Below are 26,154 nucleotides of genomic sequence, written 5' to 3'. Positions count from 1 at the left end.
GCGGGAAGGGTACGGGGGGCTCCGCGGCCACCTCACCCCACCCGGCGTTACCCCTGCCGTTATGGGCCCGGGGCCGGATCGGGGGCCGCCGCGGCGACGGCCCGGGTGATGGCCGGGGTGACGCCCGGCGGCGCAGTATCGGCGGGCGGGGCCGCCCGGAGCCAGGGACGATCCTCCCTGTCGGTTACTTATGTAGCAATGATCAATAAAGCCCCCAATGTGACGAAAAAGACATTAAAAGCGGCAATAGTCTTGACATAAGTATTGCCATAGCACTTGATTGAAGCGCGGCTTCGCCGGACCGGGGGTGTTTCGGTGGAGTCGCTGTGACGCTACGTTCTGGTGAACTGAGGCTGGCATGATCTTGAGTCACAAAGTCCAACCCCCTGGACTGCCGCGCGGGACGATCACCAGGGACCGGCTGGACGAGCAGTTCGCCGCCCTCCTCGAATCCCACGAAACGATCGTGATCTTCGCCGCGGCCGGATCCGGCAAGACCGTGCAGACCCGGATGTTCGCCACGCGGTTCGGCTGGCCGCTGGCCTGGCTGACGCTCGACGCCGGCGACCGCAGCCCGTCCCGGCTGATGGTCTACCTGGCCGAGGCACTGTCCGGCCTGGATCCCGAGGCGCCCCGGACGGTGGAGACCGCCCTGGCGGAAGGCTTCCCGGCGACCGAGGTGGCCGCGATGCTCGCCGAGAGCGTCGCCGACGCGTCCCTGCTGCTCGTCCTGGACGACTGCGAGTGGCTGGTGGACGCGGACGAGACGCTCGCCGTGCTCGGCGTCTTCCTGGACTACCTGCCGCCGGGCGTCCGGACGGTCATCCTGAGCCGCGAGGACCTGAGCGGCCCGATCGGCCGGATGATGATGCAGGGCCGGATCGCCCGGATGAGCGGCGAGGACCTGGCCCTCAACATGGACGAGGCCCGCACGCTGCTCGCCGCGCACGGCCAGGACGGGCGGGACCCGGCGCCGCTGATGGAGGCCACCAAGGGCTGGATCGCCGCCGTCGCCTTCGACATCGTCCCCGGGCTCCAGTCCGAGAACGGGCCGGACGCGCTGGCCGGCTTCGTCTCCCGGGAGATCCTGGCCCGCCTCCCCGAGGAGGAGCAGGACTTCCTGCTGCGCACCTCGATCCCGGCCATCGTCACCGCGCGGGCCGCGGTCGCCCTCTGCGGCGAGAAGGGCTACCGGCTGTGGCAGTCGCTCGGCTCGCGGCACCTGCCGGCGACCAAGGCCGACCGCGCGCTGGTCTACCACCCCCGATTCCGCCAGTACCTGCGCGAGCAGCTGCAGGCGCGGCTGCCCGGCGAGCTGCCCGGCCTGCAGAGCCGGTACGCCCGGCTCCTGGAGGAGATCGGGATGCACGAGGACGCGGTCGAGACCTACCTGGAGGCGGGGGAGCTGGAGAAGGCCGCCGACGTGGCCGAGCGCGCCGTCGCCGCGCTGTCCGCCCGCGCCGACTGGCTGGTCCTGCTGCGCTGGCTGGAGGCGTTCGGCAACCAGGTGGTCGAGTCCCGCCCGGTCCTGCTCGGCGCTCTGCTGCGCGCGCTGTACGGAGTGCGGCGCATCCCCGAGGCGCAGGCGCTGATCGGCCGGCTGCACCAGGAGGGCGTGCTCGGCGACGTGGCCAAGTCCGACCCCGGCGCGGTCGCGTTCGTCGGGTACGCCATGCAGTGGCGCCCGGCCGAGGCGCTGGAGCTGATCCGCAACTACGAGGGCGACTTCCGGGCCGAGGCGGTCCGCTACGAACTGGAGGCGGTGGCGGGCCGCGAGCCGGTCGCCTCCCCACCCGGCCGGGACTGGGTGGACAGCGAGCGCGTGTACTCCTGGGGCCTGCTGGTGCAGGGGCGGCTGGACCAGCTGTTGCGGATGCTGCCCGACGAGGACGACTGGCCGCCGCGCTCGTTCTTCCGCACCCCGCACCCGCTGCTCGCCCTGGTCTGGCGCGGCGAGCTGGCCCTGGCCCGCGAGCTGCTGGACGAGGTCCCCGAGGCGATCAAGTTCGGCGCGCACACCGACCTGTGGTTCTTCCACGAGGCGTGGCTGCTGTGGGCCGAGGGGCAGACCGAGAAGGCGCTGTGGGCCGCCGAGTCGGCGGTCGAGCACAGCCGCAGGACCCGGTTCGGCTGGGAGCCCTGCTTCGAGGTCGTGGTCGGCGTCCTGCAGCTCACCCTGGGCCGGGTGGACGACGCCCGGATGACCCTGGCCGACGCGATCAGCCGCTCGGCCGCGAGCGGCAACCGCTGCTACGCCGAGTGGGGCCAGACCTTCCAGGGCCTGGCCTACCTGCGGATCGACCGGCCCGAGGACGCCGCGCGGGTGCTGCGCACCGCGACCGAGGCGATGCGGGCGGCCGGCCGCACCCTGATGCTGCCCTTCGCCGCCACCTACCTGGCCGAGGCAGAGGCCCGGCTGGGCCACGCCGAGGCGGCGTCGGCCGCGGTCGAGCTCGCCTACGAGACCGCGAACGCGATCGGCTGCCTGTTCATCCTGAAGAACGCGCTGAACGACGTGCCCGGGGTGCTGCGCCGCCAGATCGAGAACGACGTCGGCGGCACCCGCTGGCGTCAGCTGGTCGGCCACCAGCCGCCGGAGGCGCGCAAGCGCCAGCCGGCCGTGGCCTCCGAGCGGGTGATCGTCATCGACGTGCACACGCACGGCCCGGTACTCGACCTGATCGTGGACGGCGTGCCGCGCTGCTCGCGCCGGACCAAGGTGCTGGAGCTGGCCGCCTACCTCACGCTGCACCCCGAGGGGGTGGAGCGGCACCGGCTGCAGGAGCGGCTGTTCCCCGACGCCGACCCGCGCCGCGGCGGCAACTACTTCCGCCAGGTGGTGCACAAGCTGCGGCAGGCGACCGGGGTGAACCTGGCCCGGACCTCGCAGAGCCACGTCCGCTGGGCCGACGGCCTGTACGTGGACAGCACCGACCTGCGCTTCGAGCGGATGATCAAGGAAGCGTACGGGCTGCGCGGCGCGGAGCGGCTGGAGCGGATCGAGTCGACGCTGGAGCTGGTCGAGGGGCCCTATCTGCCCGAGAGCGAGCTGGAGTGGGCCGAGGAGCGCCGGCACGAGCTGGAGGTGATGATCGTCAACGCGGCGGTCGACGCCGCCGAGGTGGCGCTGTCGCTCGGTCATCTGGAGCGTGCCAGGCAGGCGGCCTCGTTCGCGATCAACCGGGATCCGTTCTGCGAGTCCGCCTACTGCGTGCGGATGCAGGTGGAGGGGGCGCTGGGCGCGCCGCACGCCGTGCTGGCCGAGTTCCAGCGGCTGACCAAGGCCCTGGCCGAGCTCGGCGTGGGGCCGACGCCGACGACCCGGCAACTGGTCAGCGAGCTGCGCGGGATCTGACCTCCGCCGCCTCCGCCCTCCGGACACGCCCCTCCGGACACATCATTGGAACGTGCCATCGGAACGCGCCGCCCCGACTCGTCCGCGGGTGCCGCGAACGCGGTCCGGCGGCGGTCGTGACGACCGCCGCCGGATCCGGGTGCGCCCGTCAGGCCTTGACGAGCCGGGGCACCGACAGGCCGAACAGGTCGATCGCGTTGTCGTGGGTGATCGCGGAGATCACCGACTCGTCGATGCCCTGGAAGTCGTGCGCGACCTGCTCCTGGGAGTAGGGGAAGTTGCCCTCGGTGTGCGGGTAGTCCCCGGCCCACATCAGCCGCTTCTCGTCCAGCATGGGCAGGGTGAGGATGCCGGGCCGGTCGTCCTCGAAGGTGGCCCAGAAGTTGCGGTTGAAGTAGTCGCTGGGCTTCATCGCCAGCTCGGGGATCGTCCAGCGGTGGTGGTCGGTGAACAGGTGGTCCATGGTGTTGAGCTGGAAGGCGATCCAGCCGATGCCGCCCTCGACCAGGATGAACCGCAGGTTCGGGTGGCGCTCGGGGACCGCGCCGTAGACCAGCTGCATGAACACCCAGCCCAGGCTGATCTTGTTGCCGACGGCGGTGGTCCAGAACACGCCCGGGGTGGTCTTGTCGTTGAACATGGCCACCTGGCCGGCGGCCTGGTGGAACCCGACGGGCAGCCCGATCTCCTCCAGGACCGCCCACAGCGGCTCCCAGTGGTCGTCGCCCCAGGCCATGCCGGGGACCGCCTGCGGAAGCAGGAAGGTCTTGGCGCCGCGCTCGGCCCAGCGCCTGGCCTCCTCGATCGCGGGCTCGATCGGGCCCGGGCCGACCGGGAGCGCGACCGCGCCGATCAGCCGGTCGGGGTTGTAGGAGCAGAACTCCTCGAACAGCCAGTCGTTGTACGCGCGCACGCAGGCGACCTTGAGCTCGAAGTCGGGGATGCTGTGCACGATCAGCCAGCCCGGGTAGACGACCTCGGCCAGGATGCCCTGGCTGTCCTGGTCCTCCAGCCGGGCGGCCGGGTCGTACGCACCGGGCCGCTGGTCCTCGAAGCGGTAGCCGGTGGGCTTGGTGATCACACTGTTGATCTTCGTGTTGATCATGGCGCCCTCGGTGCCGACCGGCTTGGGCGACATCCCGGTGTTGGGCACGACGAAGAAGTCGCCCTTGTCGGTGGACTGGACCTGGGGGGCCTGGTGCTGGAAGCGCTGCGGCAGCCGCTTGAGCCAGAGGTCCTTCGGCTCCACGACGTGGGAGTCGACCGAGATGAGCGGGCGGGGCTTACCAGTGGTCATCGCAATCTCCAGATGGGTCGTGCCGGGCACGGCGGCCGTGGTGGATCGTGGGTGGAGCGACCGCCTTCCGGCGGGAGCACGCTAGGCCGCCCGCCGTTAAGCCGGTCGTTATCTGAACCGGTCGTTATCCGGCGGAGGCGCCGAGCCGGTCGGCCAGCCAGGCGTTGATCTCGGGCACCGCGATCGACAGGTTGTCCATGTGGCAGTGCTGCGCGGCCCCCTCCTCGTTGGTGAAGATCCGCAGCGTCTTGTCCGCCGATCCGCAGGCCTCGTACAGCAGGTGGGCGTCGGACACCGGCACCTGCTGGTCGTCCTCGCCGTGCACCAGCAGGAACGGGCAGTCCATCCGGGGCACCACGTCGGCCAGCCGGAAACCCTCCAGCAGCCGCAGCGCCTCGGTGTTGGAGGAGGTCCCGGTGGACCAGACCAGGTGCTCGCCGGGGACCGGCAGCTGCTTGGCGTACGCGGCCTCGATCCGCTCGCGCCAGATCCGGTGGTAGTCCCAGATCGCGCCCCAGGCGACGCAGGCCTTGAACCGGGGCTCCATGCTGGCGCAGCGCGAGGCGTAGTAGCCGCCCAGGCTCAGCGCCATCACGCCGATCCGGTCGGCGTCCACGTCCGAGCGGCCCTCCAGCCAGTCGATCGCGGCGCTGCCGGCCGCCTCGTAGTCGTGCCGCAGCGGAACGCCGCGGAAGCGGACGGCCTCGCCGACACCGGGGCTGTCCAGCGACAGCACCGAGACGCCGCGGGCGATCAGGTCCTCGGCGCCGAGGAACCAGTTGTGCTCCTTGTTGCCGTCGAACCCGCTCATGAACAGCACCGCGGGCCGCCGGTCATCGGGCGAGGAGGCGGCGGAGATGAAGATCGCGGGCAGCGCGGTGTCCTCGTACGGGATCTCCACGTGCTCGATCCGGTACCGGTCGTCCAGCTCGGCGGCGCGCCGGAAGCAGTCCGTCATCGCCCGGTAGGAGGCCAGCGCCTCCGCGTCCTTGGGGAAACGGAACCGCTCGGCGGCGAAGTAGTAGCTGGTGGCCCGGCGGTAGTGCGCCAGGGCGGCGCGGCGGTCGCCCCGCGCCTCGGCCTTCTCGGCGAGGCCCCGGACGTGGTCGCCCATGGCGCCCCACTCGCGGAACCAGCGCTCGTCGTCGCCCACGTGGCCGGCCAGCCGCCGGCAGACCCGGTCGATCTCGCCGACCTCGGCGCCGCCGGTCGGCACCACGGCGAGCACCAGCATCACGTTGTACGCCCACCGGTAGTCCTCCGGGAACCAGGCGCACCACTCGGCGTTGCGGATCGCGGCTACCACTTGTCACTCCTTCGTCATGTCGACCAGTCGGGATCTTGCTCAGAACAGTCGGTAGGCGCTGCGGTAGAAGAGCAGCGGCGCCGCCTCGGCGTCGGCGGCGAGCTCCAGCACCCGGCCGAGCACCAGGGTGTGGTCGCCGGCCTCGTAGGTGTCGACGATCGTGCACTCCACGTGCGCGTGCACGTCGCCCAGCACGGGGGCGCCGGTCGTCCCGGAGGTGTGCGGCACGCCCGCGAACCGGTCGCCCCGGCGGGCGAACTGCCGGGCCAGCTCCTCCTGGTCGGCCGACAGCACGTTGGCGCAGAAGTGCCCGGCGGCCTGGATCGCCGGCCAGGTGGTCGAGGTGTGCGCCGCGCAGAACAGCACCAGCGGCGGGTCCAGCGACACCGAGACGAACGAGTTGACCGCCATCCCCACCGGGCCGTCCGTCCCGGAGGCGGTCACCACGACCACCCCGGTGGCGAAGCAGGCCATCACGCCGCGCAGGTCGTCGCCCGCGATGACCGGCTGCGCGCTCACAGTCCCACCCCGTCGGCGTACCGGGCCCGGTGGTGGTCGGGGTCGCCGAACAGCAGCGCCGAGGACGCCGCCCGCTTGAAGTACAGGTGCGCCGGATGCTCCCAGGTGAACCCGATGCCCCCGTGTACGTGGATGTTCTCGCCCGCCACCATGGTGTAGGCCTCCGAGCAGTAGGACTTGGCCAGGCCGGCGACCACCGGGAGCTCCGGCAGGTCCTCCCCGGCCGTGTACATCGCGTAGTGCGCCGCCGACCGGGCCGACTCGACCGCCATCAGCATGTCCGCGCACTTGTGCTTGATCGCCTGGAACGAGCCGATCAGCCGTCCGAACTGGCTGCGCACCTTGGCGTACTCGACCGACATCTCCAGGCAGCGCTGGGCGCCGCCGACCTGCTCGGCGGCCAGGCCGACCGCCGCCAGGTCCAGCAGGCGCTCCAGCACGGGGCCCGCGGCGCCCTCCGCGCCGACCAGCCGCGCCGGGGTCCGGTCGAACTCCAGCACCGCCTGCCGGCGCGTCCGGTCCATCGTCGGCAGCTGCGTCCGGGTCAGCCGGGCGGCCTCTCCGAAGACCGCGAACAGCGAGAGCCCGGCGCCGGTCCTGGCGAAGACCAGCAGCAGGTCGGCCACATGCCCGTCCAGCACGAACGACTTGGTCCCGGACAGCCGCCAGACGCCGTCCTCGGGTGACGCCCGCAGCGCGACGTCGCCGGGCCGCCAGGACCCGGACGGCTCGGTGATCGCCACCGAGGCGACCGTGTCACCGGCGGCGATCCCGGGCAGGAAGTCCTGCTGCGCCTGCTCGTCGCCGGACAGGAGCAGGGCGTTGGCGGCGAGCACCACGGTGGCGAAGAACGGCCCGCCCAGCAGGGCCCGGCCCGTCTCCTCCAGTACCACGCCCAGTTCGAGAAAGGACGCCCCCGAGCCGCCGAACCGCTCGGGGATCGCGATCCCCTGCAGACCGAGCTGCTCGGCCATCTGTCGCCACACCTGCGGGTCGTAACCCGACTCGGTGTCCATCAGGCGGCGTACCTGCGACTCCGGGGAGACCCGCTCCACGAACGACCGCACGCTGTCCCGGAACTCCTCGTGCTCCTCGGCGAGGCCGGTGAACGCCGCGGTCGCGTCGGCCAGTTGTTGAAGTCCGCTCATGGCCAGGACGTTAGAAGGGGCGTGTGCACCCGGCATGAGCGGCCGGAGCCGTAACGCCCGCAGTAACTCCCCTTGAGCGATCGTTCGTGTCGATGCCGATTATCGAGCTGATGCCGCGCCGCCGCCGGTGCGGGGCCGCCGCCAAAGGAGGAAGTCACCGTGGATCTTAGCTTCGACGGTCGGGTCGCCGTGGTCACCGGAGCGGGCGGGGGGCTCGGCCGGGCCCACGCCCTCGAACTGGGACGCCGCGGCGCGAAGGTCGTCGTCAACGACATGGGCACGTCCCTGTCCGGTGACGGCGTCGAGAGCGGCCGGGCGGCGATCGTGGTCAAGGAGATCGAGGCGCTCGGCGGCACCGCGGTGGCCGACGTCAACTCCGTCGCCACCACCGAGGGCGGCGAGGCCCTGATCCGGACCGCGGTCTCCGCGTTCGGCCGGGTGGACGTCGTGGTGAACAACGCGGGCATCCTGCGCGACAAGACCTTCCAGAACACCGGCCCCGACGACGTGGACCCGGTGCTGGACGTGCATCTGAAGGGCGCCTTCAACGTCACCCGCCCGGCCTGGCGGATCTTCCGTGAACAGGGCTTCGGGCGGGTCGTGGTGACCTCGTCCTCGGCCGGCTTCTTCGGCAACTTCGGCCAGGCCTCGTACGCCTCGGCCAAGATGGGGCTGGTCGGGCTGATCAAGGTGCTGGCCATCGAGGGCCGCAAGTACGACATCAGGGCGAACGCGGTCGGCCCGGTGGCGCTCACCCGGATGACCGAGGGCTTCGAGAACCCGCTCGCCGACCGGCTGGACCCCGCGCTGGTCTCGTCCGTGGTCGCGTACCTGTGCCACGACTCGTGCGAGCTGTCCGGCGAGGTGCTCAGCGCGGGCGCCGGGCGGGTGGCCCGGGTGTTCGTCGGCATGACCCGCGGTTATGTCAACGGCTCCCTCAGCGCCGAGGACGTCCGCGACCACCTGGCCGAGGTCTTCGACGACACCGGCTACCAGGTGCCGGGCAACAGTCTGGCCGAGATGGAGCTCCTCGCCGAGATGCTGGGGAAGTGAGATGGCCGCGCAGCACCTCCGCCCGGCCCCGCTGACCGGGCAGCGCCTGTCGGGGATCCGGATCGGGGAGTGGATCGACATGGCCGCGCGGCGCTCCCCGAACCGGGAGTGCTTCGTCACCGCCGACGGCTCGCGCACCTTCGCAGAGGTCCGCGACCGGGTGGACCGGCTGGCCCGCGGCATGCAGGAGACGGGCCTGCGGCAGGGCGACCGGGTCGCGATCCTGGACACCGACTCGCCGGAGTACGTGGAGATCCTGCTCGCCCTGTTCAAGCTCGGCGCGGTGGCGGTGCCGCTGAACTACCGGCTGTCGCCCGCCGAGATCACGACCCTGCTGCGCACCGCCGAGGCGTCCTGGATCTTCGTCGGCGACCGGTACGCGCCGGACGTGCTGCGGGCCCGGCCGGAGCTGCCGCACCTGGCGCACGTGGTCGGCTGCGGTACGGCCTCCGAGGGGACCGTCCCGCTGGAGGAGGTCCTCGCGTTCGGCGCGGCCGGCGCCCCGGTGCCGGCGGCGGTCGAGGACGAGGACGTGATCGCGCTCGCCTTCACCAGCGGCACGACCGGCCTGCCCAAGGGCGTCATGCAGTCGCACCGCATGTGGAAGACCATGGTCTCCAACGCGGTCCTGGAGTACCGCTTCCTGCGGGACGAGTTCCGCTACTCGGCCTCCCCGCTGTACCACGTCGCTGGGCTCGGCCTGGTGCTCAACGCGATCCACCGCGGCTCGACGTCGCTGATCATCCCGCAGTGGGACCCGGCGGAGCTGCTGAGGTGGTGCCGCAAGGGCCTCACCGACGTGTTCCTGGTGCCGACCATGATCAGTGCGCTGCTGCGGCAGCCGGACGTGGACCCGGCCGACTTCGCCACGCTGCGCTCGGTCTTCTACGGTGCCGCGCCGATGTCGCCCGACCTGCTGACCCGGGCGATGGCGGTGATGGACTGCGACTTCTACAACGGCTTCGGCGCCGGCACCGAGGCGGGCATGCAGAGCGTGCTGACCCCCGAGGACCACCTGCGCGCGCTGAACGGGCACCCGCACCTGCTGAAGTCGGTGGGGCGCCCCGGCTACAACATCGACCTGCAGATCTGGGACGCCGACGACCGGGAGGTGCCGACCGGCGAGGTCGGCCAGATCGTCACCCGCAGCGACATGGTGATGAGCGGCTACCACGGCCAGCCGGAGAAGACCGCCCAGGTGGTGGTGAACGGCTGGTTCAAGGGCGGCGACCTCGGCCACCTCGACGAGGAGGGCTACCTGTACCTGGCCGGCCGCAGGGACGACATGATCATCCGTGGCGGCGAGAACGTCTACCCGATCGAGATCGAGACGGTCCTGTCCGCCTTCCCCGGCGTGGTCGAGTGCGCCGTCGTCGGCGTCCCGGACCCGCACTGGGGCCAGACCGTGCGGGCCCACGTCGTACTCGCCGGGGCGGCCGCCGCCGAGACCACGCCCGAGGACATCCGCGGGTTCTGCCGGGACCGCCTCGCGAAGTACAAGGTGCCCGACGAGATCCGAATCCACACCGGCACCCTGCCCAAGAACGCCAGTGGCAAGGTGCTCCACCGTCTGCTGCGGGAGCAAGCGTGAGTGACCAGACCGAACACCCCCCGACCGGCGAGGCCGCGTTCCGGGACGCCGTCCGGGCGTTCCTCGACGCGCACGCCAAGCCGCTCCCCGAGGCACAGGAGGGCTGGGGTGTCGGCTCGGACGAGCTGAGCTCCGGCGCCGAGCCGACCCGCGAGGAGGAACTGCGGATGGTGGAGGCCGCGACGGCCTTCCGCCGCGAGCTCTTCGACGCCGGGTTCGGCTGGCTCACCGGCCCGGCCGAGTACGGCGGCGGCGGCCGGGACGCGCGCTTCCAGGAACTGTTCGACGAGGTGGCCGCCGACTACGAGCTGCCCTCGGAGGCCTGCTTCGTCGTCGGCCACCACATCGTCGCGCCGACCCTGCTCGCCTGGGGCACCCCGGAGGTCAAGGAGAGGTACCTCCGCGCGCTGTACCGGGCCGACCTGCTCGCCTGCCAGCTCTTCTCCGAGCCCGAGGCCGGCTCGGACCTGGCCGGGGTCCGCAGCCGCGGGGTCCGCGACGGCGACGGCTGGCGGGTGAGCGGGCAGAAGGTGTGGACCTCCGGCGCCCACTACAGCGACATCGGCGAGATGCTGGTCCGCACCGACCCGGAGGCCTCCAAACACGGCGGCCTGACCATGCTGATGATCGACATGCACGACCCCGGCGTCGAGGTCCGTCCGCTGCGCCAGATGACCGGCGGCGAGGCGTTCAACGAGGTGTTCGTGGACGACGTGTTCGTCCCCGACAGCCACGTGCTCGGCAGGCCCGGCGACGGCTGGAAGGTGGCCATGACCACGCTCGGCAACGAGCGGGCGTCCATGGGCTACCGGACCTCCCCGCCCGCCTCCGACCCGGTCGAGCGGCTGCTCGGCCTGATCAGGCACTTCGGCCTCGACGGCGACACCGGCATCCGGGCGGAGTTCGCCCGGATCGCGATCCGGCGCGACATCATCCGGTGGACCGCCGCGCGGGCCGCCGCCCGCGCCGCCGGGGGCGAGCCCGGGGCCGAGGCCTCGATCATCAAGCTGATGGACTCGGAGAACGTGCGCGCCATCGGCGCGCTCGCCGGCCGTGTCCTCGGAGCCCGCATGACCGCCGACACCGGCGAGTGGGGCACCTACGTCTGGGCCGAACTCGCGCTGAGCGCGCCGTCCCTGCGCCTCGCCGGCGGCACCGACGAGATCATGCGCAACATCATGGCCGAGCGCATCCTCGGCCTCCCCCGCGAGCCCGCTCCCAACCGCTGACCGCAGCCCACCCTCACGAGGAGAGACCACACCCATGGTTGACCGCACGCCAGTCGTCGCCGGGATCGGCCTGAGCGACTACCCCAAGGCCCCGCATCTCGACGCGGTCGGGCACCACGTACTCGCCGTGCAGCGGGCGCTCGCCGACTGCGGCCTCGCCAAGAGCGAGATCGACGGGTTCATGTGCGCCCAGGGAGACTTCGCGCAGCCCGACAACGCCGGCACCATGGCCGAGATCCTGGGCATCAACCCACGGTACTTCGACGGCACCGCCGTCGGCGGCTCCAGTTTCGAGCTGCACGTCCAGCACGCGGCGGCCGCGATCCGGGCCGGCCTGTGCGACAACGTGCTGATCGTCTACGGCTCCGACCTGTACACCAAGTCGGGCACCAACCCCGGCTTCGGCGCCAAGAGGCCGGGCGAGGCGGTCCCGGGCGTCCTGCAGTTCGAGGCGCCCTGGGGCAACTCGCTGATCGGCGCCTACGCCATGGCCGCGCAGCGGCACATGCACGAGTACGGCACCACCTCCGAGCAGCTGGCCGCGATCGCGGTGGCCTGCCGCACGCACGCCGCGCTCAACCCGAACGCGCAGTACCGCAAGCCGATGACGGTCGAGGACGTGGTCAACTCCCGTATGATCGCCGACCCGCTGCACCTGCTGGACTGCTGCGTGGTCTCCGACGGCGGCGGCGCGGTGATCGTCACCACCGCCGAGCGGGCCCGCGACCTGCGCCAGCCGCCGGTGTACGTGCTGGGCGCCGCGTCGGCGCAGACGCACTGGAACATCAGCCAGATGCCCGACTACACCCGCACCGCCGCCGAGCGCAGCGGGAAGGAGGCCTTCGCCCAGGCGGGCCTCACCCCCGACGACGTCGACACGGTGCAGCTCTACGACAGCTTCACCATCACCGCGCTGCTCATGCTGGAGGACCTCGGGTTCTGCAAGAAGGGCGAGGGCGGCCCGTTCGCGGCCTCCGGCGCCCTGCAGCTCGGCGGCGCCCTGCCGCTGAACACCGACGGCGGCGCGCTCAGCTCCTGCCACCCCGGCATGCGCGGCATCTTCCTGCTCATCGAGGCCACCCGGCAGCTGCGCGGCCAGGGCGGTGCGGCGCAGGTCGAGGGCGCCGAGGTCGCCCTGGCGTGCGGCTCCGGCGGCTGGCTGTCGGCGATGGGCACCGTGATCCTCGGAAAGGACAAGGCATGACGAACGCCACCACACCCACTGACGCACCCCCGATGGAGGGCCGCCCGGTACCGCTGCTGGACGCCTCCACCCGGCCGTACTGGGAGGCCACGCTGCGCGGCGAGCTGCTGGTGCAGGAGTGTCCCGAGTGCCGCCACCGGCAGTTCTACCCCCGGCAGATCTGCGTCGAGTGCGGCGCCGTACCCGGCTGGCTGACCACCGCGGGCAGGGGCGTCGTGCACACCTTCTCGGTGGTGCGGCAGAACGGGGCGTTCCCGTTCAGCCAGTGGACCCCGTACGCGGTCGCCGTGGTCGAGCTCGACGAGGGGCCGCGGATCATGGGCAACGTGATCGGCTGCGAGGTGGACGAGGTCCGGATCGGGATGCGGGTCGAGGTCGACTTCGTCCCGCTGAACGATGAGGCGTCCCTGCCGTTCTGGCGCCCCGCCGCCTGACCCGGACCGGGCCGGCGCAGACCGAGAAGCACCCCGCGGCCTCAGGGCCGCGGGGTGCTTCGGTGTCGGTCGGCGCTTTGGAGCCGGGGGTCAGACCGCGCGCGGCGAGGGCGCCGGCAGGTGCGCCTCCACCGGCATCCGCAGCGACAGCCACTCTGCGATCAGCTGCAGGGCCGGGCCCGGGTCGTCGGTCTGCATGTGCTCGGTGCCGCCCTCCCCGGCGGTGAACACGCGCAGCGTCCTGTCCTCCGATCCGGCCGCCTCGAAGGCGCGGTGCGCGTCGGCGACCGGGATCTCCCGGTCGTCCTCCCCGTGCACGATCAGCAGGGGCTGGGTCACCCGCGGCCACACGTCGGCCAGCGTCCACTCCTCCAGCCGTTCCAGGGCCTGCTCCACGGTCGGCGTGCCGAGCACCCAGGGCAGGAACCACGACGCCGGCTCGTACCCGGAGCGGCCGTCCCAGCGCCGTCTCCAGACCGCGCCGCAGTCCCAGCTGCCGGCCCACGAGACGCAGGCCGAGACCCGCGGCTCGAACGCCGCCGCGCGGGCCGCGTAGTACCCGCCGAAGCTGATGCCGAGCACGGCCACGTGCCGGGCGTCCACGTCACGCCGGGTCTCCAGGTAGTCGATGATCGCCGCGGTGGGCACCTCGTAGTCCGGGCGCGAGGGCACGCCGCGCAGCCGGATCAGCTCCCCGGTGCCGGGGGTGTCGACGACCAGGCAGGTGACGCCCCGGCGGGCGAACGCGGTGCCCACCACGGCGTACACCAGCTCCTTGGTCAGGTCCAGACCGCCGTAGACGATGACCACCGGCCGCGGGTCGGTGGCGTCCGGCGCGATCAGGTAGCCGGGCATCATGCCGTCGGGGGAGTCGATGTGGATGCGCTCCAGCGGCAGGGACGCGCACTCCACCGCGTTCCCGAACGCCTGCAGGGCCGCGGCGTAGCTCTCCGACTTCGCCGGCCCCAGCGGGATCTGCCGCTGCCCGCTCGCGTGGTACACCGAGGCGCGCAGGTAGCGCGCCCCCGCCGTCAGCGGGTACCCGGCCTTCAGGTCCAGGGCGGCGAGCTCCTCCTGCCGGTGCGCCATCCCCGCCCAGGCCGCGGCCCAGGCCTCCAGCCTCGCCGGCGGCGGGTCCGCCGCGGAGGGGTCCGCCGCGGGCAGGTCGCGGAGCGGGCCCAGCCAGCGCTCCATGTCGCCGAGCGAGCCACCGGCCATCAGGGCCAGGTTCACCGTTGACGACCAGGCGCGGTCGCCTGGGAAGAACTCGAACACGACGACTCCTCGCGGGACGGCGAGACGGGCGGCGGACGCGCACGCGTGCGAGCGTGCCCTCGTCCGTTGGCATCTGCGGTCATCTGGGACTGGTACTTGCGGCTCATATTGATACCGCCGCCGCATTACAGGTGGCGTTACCCGGTGCGCCCGCCGTTGTCGGACGGCGGGCGCACCGGGCCGCCGCCCCGGGTCGAGGGCGGCGGCCGTACGCGGGCGCCGGGTCAGGTCGTGGCCCACTGCGCCAGCGGACGCTCCTGGGGACCGGCCATGCCGCCGATCTCCGGGTAGACCTTGGTGGCCATCAGCTCCATCTCGCGGATCACGTCGTCGGCCGGCTGCTGCGCCCAGTGCCAGATCAGCACCGAGTACTCGTAGGGGACCCGCTCCCACTCCGCCGCGAACTGGGCTCGCGCCTGGTCGACGGTGCCGCCCAGGAACAGGCCGGAGTCCTTGACGGCCTGCACCACGTCGTCGCCCATCGCCATCTTCTTCTTGAAGAACTTCGAGTAGAAGTGCTCGAAGATGTCGGCGTCGTAGTCCAGCAGGGCCTTGTCGAACGCCGCGGGGGAGTCGGTGATGTGCGGCCACCGCACCGGGGCCTGGTTGGCGCCCAACGGCAGCGGATGGCCGACCGCGGCCGCCTCCTCGGCGTACACCCGGGCGAACTCCTCGGTGCGGGAGGCGGGCGAGAAGCTGGTCAGCACGAAGCCGTTGCGCGCGCAGTAGCGGACCGACTCCTCCGAGCTGGAGGACGCCACGAACACCGGCGGATGCGGCCGCTGGTACGGCGCCGGAGTGACGGAGATCTTCCGGATCACCCCGTCCCCGTCGACCTCGTCCGTCGCGCCCATCAGCGACGCGGTGTCGGCGGCCGGGTAGCCGGTGATGCCGGTGTCGTAGGGGAACGGCACCTGGACCCTGGAGCCGTTGAAGTCGAAGGAGTCCCGGGTCCAGGCCTTGAGCATCAGCTCGACCTGCTCCTCGAAGATCCCGCGATTGGCCTTGTCTGCCGCGCCGCCGTCCGACAGCGTGGCCTGGGTGCCCAGATGCTGGCCGAGCACGTCGGTCCAGCGCGACTGGTAGCCGCGGCTGACCCCGGCCCAGAAGCGGCCCTGGAGCATGTGGTCGAGCATGGCGCACTCCTCGGCCACCCGGATGGCGTCCTGGGTGCCCAGCACATAGCCGTTGGTGCCGATGTTGATCCGGCTGGTGTGCGCGCCCAGCCAGGCGTTGACCACTCCCGGGGACGGGGAGATCTCGTACCCCTCGGAGTGGAAATGGTGCTCGATACCGGCGATGCCCCAGTACCCCAGGTCCTCGGCGGCCTTGGCGATCCTCGCCCAGTCCCGCATGACCTTCTGGAACTCGTCGCGGTCGCGCCCGAGCGGTCGCCGGGCCGCGCGGCCGGCGGCCCCGCCCTCGACCGGGATGACCGGGTACAGCTGCACGATCGCCTTGACGCCCACTGTCTCACTCCTCAGCAGTCACAGACCGAATTCACTGCCGATATCGAACGGGGCGGCCAGTTACCGGGCCGTTCCCCGTGATCCGTAACGACGGAGTAACGGCTCCCGCAATAAACCGCACTTCATAACAGAACGGCCATTCGGTCGCGATCGACGGAGGGTTCCCATGAGGATTTGCCGCTTCACACCGCATGGCTGGCCGGACGCCGAGGTGCGGACGGGAGCCGCGGTCGGAGCGCTCGACGCGCCGGTCGTCGTCGACCTCGCCGCGCTCCTCGCCTCGGAGATCCTCGCCGACGGCGGAGAGGCCGGCCGCGCCGCCGACCTCGCCCGCGCGGTCTTCCCCGGGAGCACCGTCGCCCTGCTGGGGTCGGGCGGGCGCGCCGAAAGTGAGGCGCGGCGGCTGCTCGACGCGCTGGGCGACGCCGAGGCCGCGCTGGAGCGGTCCGGTCCGCTCGGCGCGCACGCCTACCGGCGCGACGCGGTCCGCCTGCTGGCCCCGGTCGACCGGCCGCCGACCGTGCGCGACTTCTTCGCCTTCGAGGACCACATGGTCAACGCCCTGCGCAACCTGGGCCGCGAGGTCCCGCAGGAGTGGTACGAGGCCCCGTCGCACTACGTGACGCGCAGCGCCTCGGTGTTCGGCCCCGACGAGCCGGGCCAGTGGCCCGCCTACACCGAGAAGCTCGACTACGAGCTGGAGTTCGCGATCGTGATCGGCCGCCGCGGCCGGGACATCCCGCCCGAGCGGGCCTGGGAGCACATCGCCGGGCTCACCATCTTCAACGACCTGTCCTGCCGCGACGTGCAGGGCCGCGAGATGGGCACCCGGGTCGGCCCGGCCAAGACCAAGGGCTTCGACCGCGGCTGCGCCACCGGGCCGTACCTGGTCACCGCCGACGAGATCCCCCGGCCGTTCGGCGCCGGGATGCGGGCCTTCGTCAACGGCGAGCTGTGGTCGGAGGGCTCCGCCGCGACGATCCACTGGTCGATCGAGCAGATCGTCGCGCACGCGTCGGCCGGGGAGACCCTGCTGCCGGGCGACCTGCTCGGCTCCGGCACGGTCGGCACCGGCGCCGGGATCGAGATCGACCGCTGGATCAAGCCGGGCGACGTGGTCCGGCTGGAGATCGACGGGCTCGGCGCGCTGGCGACCCGCGTGGTGCGGGCCGCCGCGGGCGAGGACTGATGCGGCCCCCGGTCCTGCGCGAGCGGGACGTGCGGATCCCGCTGCCGGACGGCGTGGTGCTGCGCGCCGACGTCTACCGCGACCCGGCTCCCGGCCGGCGGCCGGTGCTGCTCCAGTACACCGCCTACGACAAGGCGAACTGGGCCTCGGTCTACGGTGTGATCAACCCCGAGCGCGCGGTGGACCACGGGTTCGCCGTCGTGGTGGTGGACGCGCGCGGTCGGTTCCGCTCCGGCGGCGACGAGCCGTTCCGCCCGTTCGAGGGCTCCGGCGCGGACGCCGCCGCCTGCGTGGAGTGGGCCGCCGCGCAGCCGTGGTCCGACGGCAAGGTCGGCATGTACGGGGCGTCGAACAACGGCGTCCCGCAGTGGCAGGCGCTGCGGCACCGGCCGCCCGGGTTGCGCACGATCGTGCCGCACTTCACCGCGTCCGAGTTCGACGGCGGCTGGGTCTGGCGCGGCGGCGCGTTCCAGCTCGGCTTCAACCTCTGGTGGAGCCTGGCCAACCTCGCCCCCGACCAGCTCGGCCGCGCCGTCGCCCGCGACGGCGCGGACGTCCACCGGACGGCCTCCGGCGCCCTGGCGCGCGCCCTGCGTGACCCGGACGCCGCCTTCCGCGCCCTCCCGCTCCCGGACGTGCCCGCCCTGGACGGGGTCGCCCCGCACTACCGGGAGTGGCTCGCCCACCCGCCCGGCGACCCGTACTGGGACCGGCTCAGCGCCCGCGAGGCGCTGGCCGGGACCGACGTCCCCGTGCTGCACGTGGCCGGCTGGTACAACGTGCACCTGGACGGCAACCTCGCCGCGTACCAGGCGATCAAGGACGCGGGCGGGCCGGCCGCCGAGGCGCAGCGCCTGGTCATCGGCCCGTGGACCCAGTGGGCGCCCGCGCTGTTCGGCGACTCCTGCGGCCCGGAGCGGCGGTTCCCGGTCGGGATGGACCTGGAGGGGATCCAGCTCGCCTGGTTCGGGCGGCACCTGGCCGACGGTCCGGAACCCGACCTGCCGCCGGTGCGGGTGTTCGTGATGGGCGCCGACGAGTGGCGCGACGAGCAGGAGTGGCCGCCCGCCCGCGCCCGCCCCACGAAGTGGTACCTGCGCGGCGGCGGAACGGCCAACTCCCGGCACGGGGACGGCCGGCTGAGCACCGAGCCGCCGCGCGGCGGCGAACCGTACGACGCCTTCCGGTACGACCCGCGCCACCCGGTGCCCACCCGCGGCGGCGCCGTCTACCTGCCCAACCCGGCAGCCAACTCCGGCCCGATGGACCAGAGCGCGGTCGAGGACCGCGACGACGTCCTGGTCTACAGCGGCGACCCGCTGACCGAGCCGGTCGAGGTGATCGGCCCGGTGCACGCCGTGCTGCACCTGCGCACCACCGCCCCGGCCACCGATGTGACCGCCAAGCTGGTGGACGTCCACCCCGACGGCCGGGCGTACCTGCTCTGCGACGGCATCCGGCGGATCACCGCGGCGGAGGTCGCGGCCGCGGGGGACGGGCCGATCCGGGTCGAGGTGGACCTGATCGCCACCGGGAACGTGTTCCTGCCCGGGCACCGGATCCGGCTGGAGGTCTCCAGCGGCTCGTTCCCCAAGTACGACCGGCACCCCAACACCGCGGACGGCACGGCGTCCTCGCCGGAGGACCTGCGGGTCGCGCTACAGACGGTCCTGCACGACGCCGAGCACCCCTCGGCGCTCGTGCTCCCCGTGACTCCCGCCCGGTAACGGCGGGGATAACGGCACCCGGGGTGAGGTCAGGGCACCGCAGCATCCCGAATCCTGGCAAACCGACGCCCTGCTCGCCGGGGTGCTCATCTTCGCCGTCACGGGCGTGCTGCTCGTGAAGCTCTTCGAATGGCTCGAACAGCGTGCCGCGCCGTGGAAGGCGGGCCGCCCGTGATCCACGCCTGTCAGAAAGGGGCGGCCATGCCGACCGACGAACCCCAGGGCCTGATTCCGATGCTCCCGGTGGAGGAGGCCGCGCGGATCGCGGTCGAGGTGGGGATGCGCGAGGAGATGTCGCGGATCCACTTCTACCGCCTGCTGATGAACTCCCCGCAGTCCGCCCGGGTGGAGAACGAGATCAACGACCGGATCCTGTGGGAGGGGCGGCTGACCGTCCGCCCGGAGGCCACCCGGCTGCGCGAACTCGCGATCATGCGGGTGGCCTGGGCCACCGGCTCCGAGTACCTGTGGGCCCACCACTACGCGCCGACGGTCGACGTCGACCTGCCCGGCAAGCGCCCCGCCGACGTGCTCGCCGTCCGCGAGGGCGCGGACCACCCGGGGTTCGGGCCCGCCGAGCGCGCCGTGATGCGCGCGGTGGACGAGATGGTGCGCGACGACCGGATCTCCCCGGAGACCCTGGACGACCTGAGGTCGGAGCTGGCGAACGACGGCGAGGTGGTCGAGATCTGCTACGTGATCGCGATCTGGCGCGCCCTCACCACCCTGATGGCCACCTTCGAGGTGCCGCTGGAGCCGGGCTACCGGGCCTGGGCACCCGACGGCCGCCGCCCGGAGAACCACAAGGCGGGGGCGCCGGGCCGGTGAGCAGCTTCGAGGAGTACCGCGACCGGTTCGCCGACGTCGCGATGGAGCGGCACGACGGCATCCTGCAGGTCTCGCTGCACACCGACGGCGGGTCGCTGAAGTGGAGCGAGCGGGCGCACCGCGAGCTGCCCGAGGCGTTCCGGCAGATCGCCACAGACCCGGACAACCGGGTGGTCATCCTGACCGGCACCGGCCCCGACTTCCTGACCGAGATGGCGTTCGAGCGGCGCAACACCACCCCGCTGGGCTGGGACCGGATCGCGCACGAGGGGCGGAACCTGCTCTTCGACCTGCTCGACATCGAGGTCCCGGTGATCGCCGCGGTGAACGGCCCGGCCACCGAGCACGCCGAGCTGGCGCTGCTCTCCGACATCGTGCTCGCCTCCGAGACGGCCGCCTTCGCCGACCACCAGCACGTGGTCGCCGGGGTGGTGCCGGGCGACGGCGTGCACATCGTCTGGCCCTGGCTGCTCGGGATGAACCGGGCCCGGCACTTCCTGCTCACCGGCCGGACCATCGGCGCCCGCGAGGCGCTGGAGCTCGGCCTGGTCGCCGAGGTGCTGCCGCCGGAGCGGCTGCTGGAGCGCGCCTGGGAGCTCGCCCGGCAGCTCGCCGGCAACACCACCCTCACCCTGCGCTACACCCGCGCCTGCCTGACCATGCTGATCCGGCGAGAGCTGCGATTCGGCCTGGCGCACGGGCTCGCCCTGGAGTCGCTGGCCGCGGTCGACGCCCGTTCCTTCCCGCCCTCGCCCCCGCCGGCTCCAGGGCGGCCGTGACCGAGAGGAAGACCTCATGTTCCGGTACCCGCGCCGCCGCCCCGCCAGGGACCCCGCTGCTGGAGATCGACGGGCTGTCGGTCGGCTACGAGCGGGCCGGCGAGTACACGCCGGTCCTGGAAGGCGTCGGCCTCACCGCGCGGGACGGCGAGTGGAAGCTGATCGAGGACGAGGTCCGCAGTTCCCTGATCCCCGGCACCGCCGGCGCCGACCGGCATGGCGCCTGACTCCCCCTGCCCGCCCCTGCCGGTCTGCCCGGCGGGGGCGGGCACGTCGGGCCGGGACGCCCGCTCAGCCCGGCCCCTCGCCGGACCCCTCGGTGAACAGGGCCCCGATCGGGGCGGGCTCGTACCGGCTGCCGTCCCCGGCGAACAACCCGTCCCGGAACCGTGCGGCGGACTCCGCCGACCAGTCCGCCGGTTGCCGGGCCGTGCGCACCGGCGACCAGGTGCGCATCCGCCGCACGGTGTCCCCGGCGACGACGAGGACCTGCCCGGTGATGTCCTCGCCCGCCGGGCCGGCCAGCCAGGCCACCACGGTCGCGATTCGCTCGGCGGGCAGCGTGCCGTCGGGCAGCCCGCCGAACGCCGCCTCGCTCATCGGGGTCCGCGCCCGCGGCGCGATCGCGTTGACGCACACCCCGTACCGGCCCAGCTCGGCCGCCATGGTCAGGGTCAGCGAGGCCAGACCGGCCTTGGCCGCCGCGTAGTTGCCCTGTCCCGCGTTGCCGTACAGGCCCGACTCGCTGCTCGTGTTCACGATCCGGCGCCCGCCCCCCGGTCGCGCCCGCCAGTACCGGGCCAGCGCCCGGCACAGCCGGAAGGGCGCGGTCAGGTTGACCGCGAGCACCGCGTCCCAGTCCTCGTCGTCCAGATTGAAGACCATCCGGTCCCGGACGATCCCGGCGTTGTTCACCAGCACCGACACCGGCACCCCGAACCCCTCGGCCGCGTCCAGCACGTCCTCGGCCGCGCCCTTCTCGGCGAGGTCCCCCCGCCAGGCCACGGCGGTGCCGCCCGCGTCCCGGATCTCCTCGGCCAGCGGCCCGCTGTCCGCCAGGTCCGCGCACAGCACCGCCGCCCCGCGCCGCGCCAGCAGCCGAGCCTCGGCCGCCCCGATGCCCTGCGCGGCCCCGGTGACGATGCAGGCCCGCCCGCTCAGGTCGAGCCCGCCGCGGATACCGGATGAAGCCGTCATGCCACTCTCCATGCCTTGGAAATCGAACTCCGCCGAGCCCCCGCGGAAAACTCCGCCAGGACGAACGGAAAGTCTTTCCAGATTGTAAATGAATTCAAGCCTCGATATCAATGCGTATCGGATATTATTTATCGGTCGGCGAGATATGTCCGCCGGGCCGCCATCGGCTGTTTTCTTTTTGAAACGGCGAAATATGGAATTGAATCCAGGTGCGGTGCCTGCGGCTGAGGAATTGTCGAAAATTGCCGTGACAGTGACATGCGGTGAAGGCGTTGCCGCTATTGCTGTACGGCAACATCTGAGAACGGTTCGGCTGCGCTGCTGTCGAGCACGCGGCCGGCCCGGCTGCCGACTGGACGATGCCCCAATGCCGGCAGGCGGTCCGGAAGCGGGCGGCGGTTATTCGCCGCCGCGGCCGGGGTGGAAGATCACTCCGTCTCGGCCGTCAGTGCTCGGTGGGCGGCTCCATGCGTCCTGACGGCAGATCCCGCAGCCGGCGCAGGGGCGAGGCCAGCAGGATCAGCCCGCTGAGGGCGAAGATGCTCAGCATGATCCACAGTGCGGCCCTGACGCTGAACGCGACGGCCAGCGTTCCTGCCAGCAGGGCGCCCAGCGGCATCGCGCCGAAGTTGACCACCTGGCTGCTGGTGCTCACCCTTCCCATGAGTGTCGTGGGTACGTAGCCCTGGGTGAAACCCGAGAAGATCACGTTACCCGCGACGACACCGGCGATGATCACGATGCTGGCGACGACGAACGGCACCAGCATCACCCCTTGATCGGCGCACGCGATGAACAGGCCGGCCGGGGGCAGCGCGGCCTTGCCGATCAGGAAGGCACGGGCACTGCCCAGACGCGCCGCCAGCGGCCGCGCCGCGAAGGCGCCGATGACGCCTCCCAGGCTGGTCACGGCGATCAGCGCACCGGTCGTCGCCGCGCTCAGCCCGACGTCGTCAACCAGGAAGACGACCAGAAGGGACGTGTAGCCGGTCAACGCCAGGTTGGCGACGCACCCGTAGAGCATGTTGCCGCGCAGCAGCGGGTCGGCCACGACCGTCCGCAGTCCCTCCCGGATCTCGCTGCGCAGCCGTCGCCGTGGGCCCCTCTCGACGACCTCCCGGTGCCCGATGCCCTGGAGGCAGAGGGCGGAGACGGCGAAACTCGCGGCGTCCACCAGGAGCCCGCCGACAGCCGAGAACAACTGTGCAACCAACCCGGCCACGCCCGGTCCTGCCAGGTTGGCCACCTGCTCGCTGCCCTGCAGCTTGGCGTTGGCCTCCAGCAGGTCCTCGCCCTGGACCAGGGAGGGCAGGTACGCGCGGTAGGCGGTCGCGAAGAACACCTTGGCCGTGCCCGCGACCAGGGCGACCACGACGAGTTGGGCGGTGGTCAGCATGCCGAGGGCGGCCGTGACCGGCACGCTGAGAAAAGCGGCCATCGACACGTAGTCGGCCACCAGCATCACCGTGCGCCGTGGGAGCCGGTCCACCCAGGCACCCGCGGGCAAGCCGATGACCAGCCACGGCAGCCACGTGGCCGCCGCGAGCACACTGACCGCGAACGCCGAGGTGTGCAATGTGGTCACCGCGACCAGCGGGAGGGCGACGCTGGTGACCGAGCTGCCCAGGCTGCTGGCGCTCTCGCCGATCCAGAGCAGCCGGAAGTCACGCCCGCGGAGCAGGCCGAACCGGGGCGGCCGGGCGACGGGGGTGGCAGTGGCCGGGGTCATAGCTGCGCCGGCACCGCCCGGGCGAAGGCGAACACGGTCTCGCGGTCTCTGCCGTCGTCGGGCAGGTCGCGTTCGGCCCATCGGTTCATCACCGCGGCGATCTCGGCGGCGAACTCGGCCAGCTCGTCGTCGGTCACGTGGAGCCAGGTCTCGCTGGAGAAGGGACCGTGCGGCCAGCGTTCCTGAATGGACTGCGGCTGGTCCGCCCAGCGGCGGACGTGGCCGGTCTGCCGCTCCAGGTTCATCGATTCGAGGGCCCGGGCGATCACCTCGCCGGCGGCGTCGTGGGTGAAGTCGTTGGATGACCAGCACAGCGTCTGCGAGGTGCGGCGCCACCATCGCTCGCGCCTGTCCTGAGCCAGCTCCGGTGCCTCCTCGATGAGGCCGGCCCCGGCCAGCGCGCGCAGGTGATGGCTGATGTTGCCCACCGCTTCCCCGGTGCGCTGGGACAACGCGCTCGCGGTGGCAGGTCCGTTCACTTTCAGCAGGTCGAGTAAGCGGCGGCGCAGGGGGTGTGCCATGGCGGCAAGCACCCGCGAGTCGGTGATCGACGAATGATCAGGCATGGCGGGCACTCTATATAAACAAGAATCATTGTGCAATGACTCTTGTGGATCTTCCGTGCCTTTCCGCCTGCCGGTAGTCCCGCGGCACAGGGCGCGTCAGCGCCCGCGGGGGATGTGGCGGTCCCGGGCCGATTCCAAGGCTCACGGCCGTGACCAACGTCTGGTCCCGGTTCTTGCTCGCCCCTCGTGGCCCTGCTCGCCTGGGCGTCCCCGGCGGCCGCGCACGGCGGAGTCGCCGGGACCGACGTGCGTTTCGCGCAGACGGTCGCCGGCGTGGAGCTCGCCGTCGTGATGCGGGCGAGCATCCGGATGCCTGTGCCCCCGCAGGCGGACGTGGTCGTGCCCGCCCCTCCCCGGCCAGGGCGGGGGGCGGGCGAGTGACCGTGAGACACGGCGCCGCGAACCCGCGTCTGATGATCGAAGTTGTCGAATCGGTGGACCGGAGGCTTCGATGAACCCGTGTCCCCTCCGCTCTCCATACGCGCACGCCGACCTTGGCCGGCCATTCACAAGATGATGATCATCTCGATGGTCATGATCCTCGGCCCGCTCGCGCTGACCGGCTGCACCCGATCGGCCGAGCCACCGTCGCTGCCACCCGATGGCGTCTACGACCACGACGCGGCGGGTGAGAACTCGCGGGCCGACCCCGTCCCGGCCGGCGGTACGGCCGGGTCCGTCACTCGGCCGTTGGCGGCGGCCGGCTGGTTCTGTGCGCAGGTCCGGGCCAATACGGACGGCCGTGCCCTGTGGTGCCGGATCGGTCACCGTGACCAGGCGGACACGGTTCACCCGCAGGTGGCGCAGTTCCTGCTCGACCATGACGACCGGCTCGCCTGGGCGTGGTTCCCGCCCGCCGGGCAGTCGGCGGAAGACGATCAGGTCGCCGCTGCTGCGGCACCGGCACTGGCCGCGATCTGGTCCGGCGCCGGTGATCGGGTGCGGCAGGAGATCAACGACTTCGATCGTGACCTCCGGGGCCGGATGGCGCAGCGGAGCGACGAGATCCCCCGGACCGTATGGCGGGACACGCACGCGGATTACCGCTATTCCGTGATCGACGGGCTGGTCGTCACCGCCCGGGAAAGCTCCGTGCGACGCTGGCCGTTCGGCGCCGAGCACTACGCGACCATGATGAGTTCGGCCGTGGCTGATCTTCGGGCCGGTGGTTACGACTGCGCCTACCCGCCCCAGCAGAGCTGCAATCGCCCCCAGTCGAACGGCTACTTCCGTGTCTCCCTCCGCGGTGATCAGATCGTCTCGGCTTGGTTCGGCATCGGCAGCCGGATCGAGTCGGGGCGGCAACGGCAGCCGCTCAGCCAGGAGTTCCCACGCGGCCTCACCTTTCTCACCGAGGCGGTTCGCCGCCCGGTCACCGAGCGCATCGAACAGTCCCGACGGTCCGGCACCGGCTTCGCCGGCATTGTGGCGGGAACGGTCGTGATCATCGACGCGCGCCAGAGCACTGTCGGCGGAGACAGTTTCGCGGCGTATCTCGACATCCAGATCGGCGCACCGCTGGCCGCGACCCTGCCCGTCTGATCACGGATCACCACGGAGACGTCGGTCTGGGATCTTGACGGGGACGGTGGTTTCCGGCTTCCTTCTCCCGGAGGACCGGGTGGCGATCTACACCGCCCTCGATGAGAACGGCGTGGAGTCTGAGCCTCCAGATCGCCGAATACGTAGGCACAGGCTTCGGCGTGCAGCCATCGATCGTATGGGACAGTCGGAGGCACTGTTATCTATACGCTTTCGAAGCGGGAGCCATGGCGGCGGAGTTTCAGCTCGGCGATTACATCCTGGTGCAGGACGGCAGGACCCTTGAGATCTTTCACCGGGGTCTGTCCGAGAGCAGTCGTTACCACGTGGCGTTTCTTGGGGTGGACGTCCAGCCGTACAGCGATGGGTTCAAGGTTCGGCTCGGTGCCAGGCGGGGCGACGACCAGGTCACAGGGGGGACGAGACTGAAGATGAACCAGGAGGAGTTCGCACGGTTCCGTGATTTCATCGCCTTGGCCATCGCGGCACGCGACCTGGTGAACCCTCTGAACGAGTCCACCTCGCCCTGAACGATAAGGGCTTCGATCGGCTCCGAGTTCGGAAGGGCCGGCCCCACTCAGCGCCGGAGGTGATCGCGCTGGAGCACACGCGGATGCGGCCGGGCACGGTGGCCGAGGCACTGGCCCGACCGGTGCCTCGGCCGCGCCGTGGTCCCGGGCCGTCCTCCAGTTGGAGATCAACGATGAGTACCGGCCT

23 protein-coding genes are annotated in these 26,154 nt (G+C 71.8%); 14 read left to right on the top strand and 9 right to left on the bottom strand.

The window, feature by feature from the left end; translation table 11 throughout:
* The first annotated feature begins 358 nt into the window (after positions 1–358).
* Positions 359–3,355: a BTAD domain-containing putative transcriptional regulator gene (locus ACFQVD_RS27340; protein ID WP_343976038.1), complete on the top strand. Its 2,997-nt coding sequence runs from the start codon at positions 359–361 to the stop codon at positions 3,353–3,355.
* Positions 3,356–3,503: 148 nt separating this feature from the next.
* Here the strand turns inward: ACFQVD_RS27340 and ACFQVD_RS27335 are convergent, their stop codons facing one another.
* The 4 genes from ACFQVD_RS27335 to ACFQVD_RS27320 all read right to left on the bottom strand — a co-directional run bounded on the left by ACFQVD_RS27335 (position 3,504) and on the right by ACFQVD_RS27320 (position 7,625).
* Positions 3,504–4,652, bottom strand: coding sequence for an amidohydrolase family protein (locus tag ACFQVD_RS27335; RefSeq protein ID WP_343976041.1), 1,149 nt, complete (start codon positions 4,650–4,652; stop codon positions 3,504–3,506).
* Between the two features lie 124 nt (positions 4,653–4,776).
* Positions 4,777–5,958: an alpha/beta hydrolase family protein gene (locus tag ACFQVD_RS27330; protein ID WP_343976044.1), complete on the bottom strand. Its 1,182-nt coding sequence runs from the start codon at positions 5,956–5,958 to the stop codon at positions 4,777–4,779.
* Between the two features lie 39 nt (positions 5,959–5,997).
* A complete protein-coding gene (locus ACFQVD_RS27325; protein WP_343976047.1) occupies positions 5,998–6,477 on the bottom strand; it encodes a flavin reductase family protein in 480 nt (159 codons plus the stop codon).
* On the bottom strand, positions 6,474–7,625 hold the full coding sequence (locus tag ACFQVD_RS27320; RefSeq protein WP_364146714.1) for an acyl-CoA dehydrogenase family protein: 1,152 nt from the start codon (positions 7,623–7,625) through the stop codon (positions 6,474–6,476). The genes ACFQVD_RS27325 and ACFQVD_RS27320 overlap by 4 nt, the downstream gene beginning before the upstream one ends.
* Before the next feature lie 159 nt (positions 7,626–7,784).
* On the opposite strand from ACFQVD_RS27320, the gene ACFQVD_RS27315 reads away from it, so the two are divergent.
* From ACFQVD_RS27315 to ACFQVD_RS27295, 5 genes are read left to right on the top strand one after another with little or no spacing between them, the layout of a single operon-like run.
* Positions 7,785–8,678 carry an SDR family NAD(P)-dependent oxidoreductase gene (locus ACFQVD_RS27315; RefSeq protein WP_343976056.1) on the top strand — a complete coding sequence of 298 codons (894 nt, stop codon included), beginning with the start codon at positions 7,785–7,787 and terminating at the stop codon, positions 8,676–8,678.
* Position 8,679: 1 nt separating this feature from the next.
* The gene (locus ACFQVD_RS27310; protein WP_343976059.1) at positions 8,680–10,269 is read left to right on the top strand and encodes a class I adenylate-forming enzyme family protein; all 1,590 of its coding nucleotides are present in this window, start codon (positions 8,680–8,682) and stop codon (positions 10,267–10,269) included.
* Positions 10,266–11,498: an acyl-CoA dehydrogenase family protein gene (locus ACFQVD_RS27305; protein WP_343976062.1), complete on the top strand. Its 1,233-nt coding sequence runs from the start codon at positions 10,266–10,268 to the stop codon at positions 11,496–11,498. The genes ACFQVD_RS27310 and ACFQVD_RS27305 overlap by 4 nt, the downstream gene beginning before the upstream one ends.
* Before the next feature lie 34 nt (positions 11,499–11,532).
* The gene (locus ACFQVD_RS27300) at positions 11,533–12,702 is read left to right on the top strand and encodes an acetyl-CoA acetyltransferase (protein ID WP_343976065.1); all 1,170 of its coding nucleotides are present in this window, start codon (positions 11,533–11,535) and stop codon (positions 12,700–12,702) included.
* Positions 12,699–13,136 carry a Zn-ribbon domain-containing OB-fold protein gene (locus ACFQVD_RS27295; protein ID WP_343976069.1) on the top strand — a complete coding sequence of 146 codons (438 nt, stop codon included), beginning with the start codon at positions 12,699–12,701 and terminating at the stop codon, positions 13,134–13,136. Before ACFQVD_RS27300 ends, ACFQVD_RS27295 begins: the two co-directional genes overlap by 4 nt.
* A 90-nt stretch (positions 13,137–13,226) precedes the next feature.
* Here ACFQVD_RS27295 and ACFQVD_RS27290 read toward each other — a convergent pair whose 3' ends face one another.
* Positions 13,227–14,411: an alpha/beta hydrolase family protein gene (locus ACFQVD_RS27290; RefSeq protein ID WP_343976072.1), complete on the bottom strand. Its 1,185-nt coding sequence runs from the start codon at positions 14,409–14,411 to the stop codon at positions 13,227–13,229.
* Between the two features lie 224 nt (positions 14,412–14,635).
* Positions 14,636–15,880, bottom strand: coding sequence for an LLM class flavin-dependent oxidoreductase (locus ACFQVD_RS27285; RefSeq protein WP_343976075.1), 1,245 nt, complete (start codon positions 15,878–15,880; stop codon positions 14,636–14,638).
* A gap of 166 nt (positions 15,881–16,046) precedes the next feature.
* Here ACFQVD_RS27285 and ACFQVD_RS27280 point away from each other — a divergent pair, with 166 nt between their 5' ends.
* The 5 genes from ACFQVD_RS27280 to ACFQVD_RS27260 all read left to right on the top strand — a co-directional run bounded on the left by ACFQVD_RS27280 (position 16,047) and on the right by ACFQVD_RS27260 (position 20,630).
* Positions 16,047–17,069 carry a fumarylacetoacetate hydrolase family protein gene (locus ACFQVD_RS27280; protein ID WP_343976078.1) on the top strand — a complete coding sequence of 341 codons (1,023 nt, stop codon included), beginning with the start codon at positions 16,047–16,049 and terminating at the stop codon, positions 17,067–17,069.
* On the top strand, positions 17,069–18,796 hold the full coding sequence (locus ACFQVD_RS27275; protein ID WP_386272384.1) for a CocE/NonD family hydrolase: 1,728 nt from the start codon (positions 17,069–17,071) through the stop codon (positions 18,794–18,796). The genes ACFQVD_RS27280 and ACFQVD_RS27275 overlap by 1 nt, the downstream gene beginning before the upstream one ends.
* Before the next feature lie 201 nt (positions 18,797–18,997).
* Positions 18,998–19,624, top strand: a complete 627-nt coding sequence (locus ACFQVD_RS27270) for a carboxymuconolactone decarboxylase family protein (RefSeq protein WP_343976084.1) — start codon at positions 18,998–19,000, stop codon at positions 19,622–19,624.
* Positions 19,621–20,403 carry an enoyl-CoA hydratase/isomerase family protein gene (locus ACFQVD_RS27265; protein ID WP_343976087.1) on the top strand — a complete coding sequence of 261 codons (783 nt, stop codon included), beginning with the start codon at positions 19,621–19,623 and terminating at the stop codon, positions 20,401–20,403. The genes ACFQVD_RS27270 and ACFQVD_RS27265 overlap by 4 nt, the downstream gene beginning before the upstream one ends.
* The gene (locus ACFQVD_RS27260; protein WP_343976090.1) at positions 20,400–20,630 is read left to right on the top strand and encodes a hypothetical protein; all 231 of its coding nucleotides are present in this window, start codon (positions 20,400–20,402) and stop codon (positions 20,628–20,630) included. Before ACFQVD_RS27265 ends, ACFQVD_RS27260 begins: the two co-directional genes overlap by 4 nt.
* 64 nt (positions 20,631–20,694) lie before the next feature.
* On the opposite strand, the gene ACFQVD_RS27255 is transcribed toward ACFQVD_RS27260, so the two are convergent.
* The 3 genes from ACFQVD_RS27255 to ACFQVD_RS27245 form a co-directional block, all read right to left on the bottom strand.
* Positions 20,695–21,600: an SDR family NAD(P)-dependent oxidoreductase gene (locus ACFQVD_RS27255; RefSeq protein ID WP_343976093.1), complete on the bottom strand. Its 906-nt coding sequence runs from the start codon at positions 21,598–21,600 to the stop codon at positions 20,695–20,697.
* Positions 21,601–22,045: 445 nt separating this feature from the next.
* The gene (locus ACFQVD_RS27250; RefSeq protein ID WP_343976096.1) at positions 22,046–23,329 is read right to left on the bottom strand and encodes an MFS transporter; all 1,284 of its coding nucleotides are present in this window, start codon (positions 23,327–23,329) and stop codon (positions 22,046–22,048) included.
* Entirely contained in the window at positions 23,326–23,895 is a 570-nt protein-coding gene (locus tag ACFQVD_RS27245) for a winged helix-turn-helix domain-containing protein (RefSeq protein ID WP_343976099.1), read from the bottom strand. The genes ACFQVD_RS27250 and ACFQVD_RS27245 overlap by 4 nt, the downstream gene beginning before the upstream one ends.
* 186 nt (positions 23,896–24,081) lie before the next feature.
* Between ACFQVD_RS27245 and ACFQVD_RS27240 the strand changes: the two genes are divergently transcribed.
* The 3 genes from ACFQVD_RS27240 to ACFQVD_RS27230 all read left to right on the top strand — a co-directional run bounded on the left by ACFQVD_RS27240 (position 24,082) and on the right by ACFQVD_RS27230 (position 25,967).
* Positions 24,082–24,276, top strand: coding sequence for a hypothetical protein (locus ACFQVD_RS27240; protein WP_343976103.1), 195 nt, complete (start codon positions 24,082–24,084; stop codon positions 24,274–24,276).
* Positions 24,277–24,408: 132 nt separating this feature from the next.
* Positions 24,409–25,437, top strand: coding sequence for a hypothetical protein (locus ACFQVD_RS27235; RefSeq protein ID WP_343976106.1), 1,029 nt, complete (start codon positions 24,409–24,411; stop codon positions 25,435–25,437).
* A gap of 227 nt (positions 25,438–25,664) precedes the next feature.
* Positions 25,665–25,967, top strand: coding sequence for a hypothetical protein (locus tag ACFQVD_RS27230; RefSeq protein ID WP_343976109.1), 303 nt, complete (start codon positions 25,665–25,667; stop codon positions 25,965–25,967).
* The last annotated feature ends 187 nt before the right edge of the window (positions 25,968–26,154 follow it).

This window comes from Streptosporangium amethystogenes subsp. fukuiense, assembly GCF_042665875.1.
In the GTDB taxonomy this organism is placed as follows: domain Bacteria; phylum Actinomycetota; class Actinomycetes; order Streptosporangiales; family Streptosporangiaceae; genus Streptosporangium; species Streptosporangium fukuiense.
This window is presented reverse-complemented; position numbering and strand designations above follow the sequence as displayed.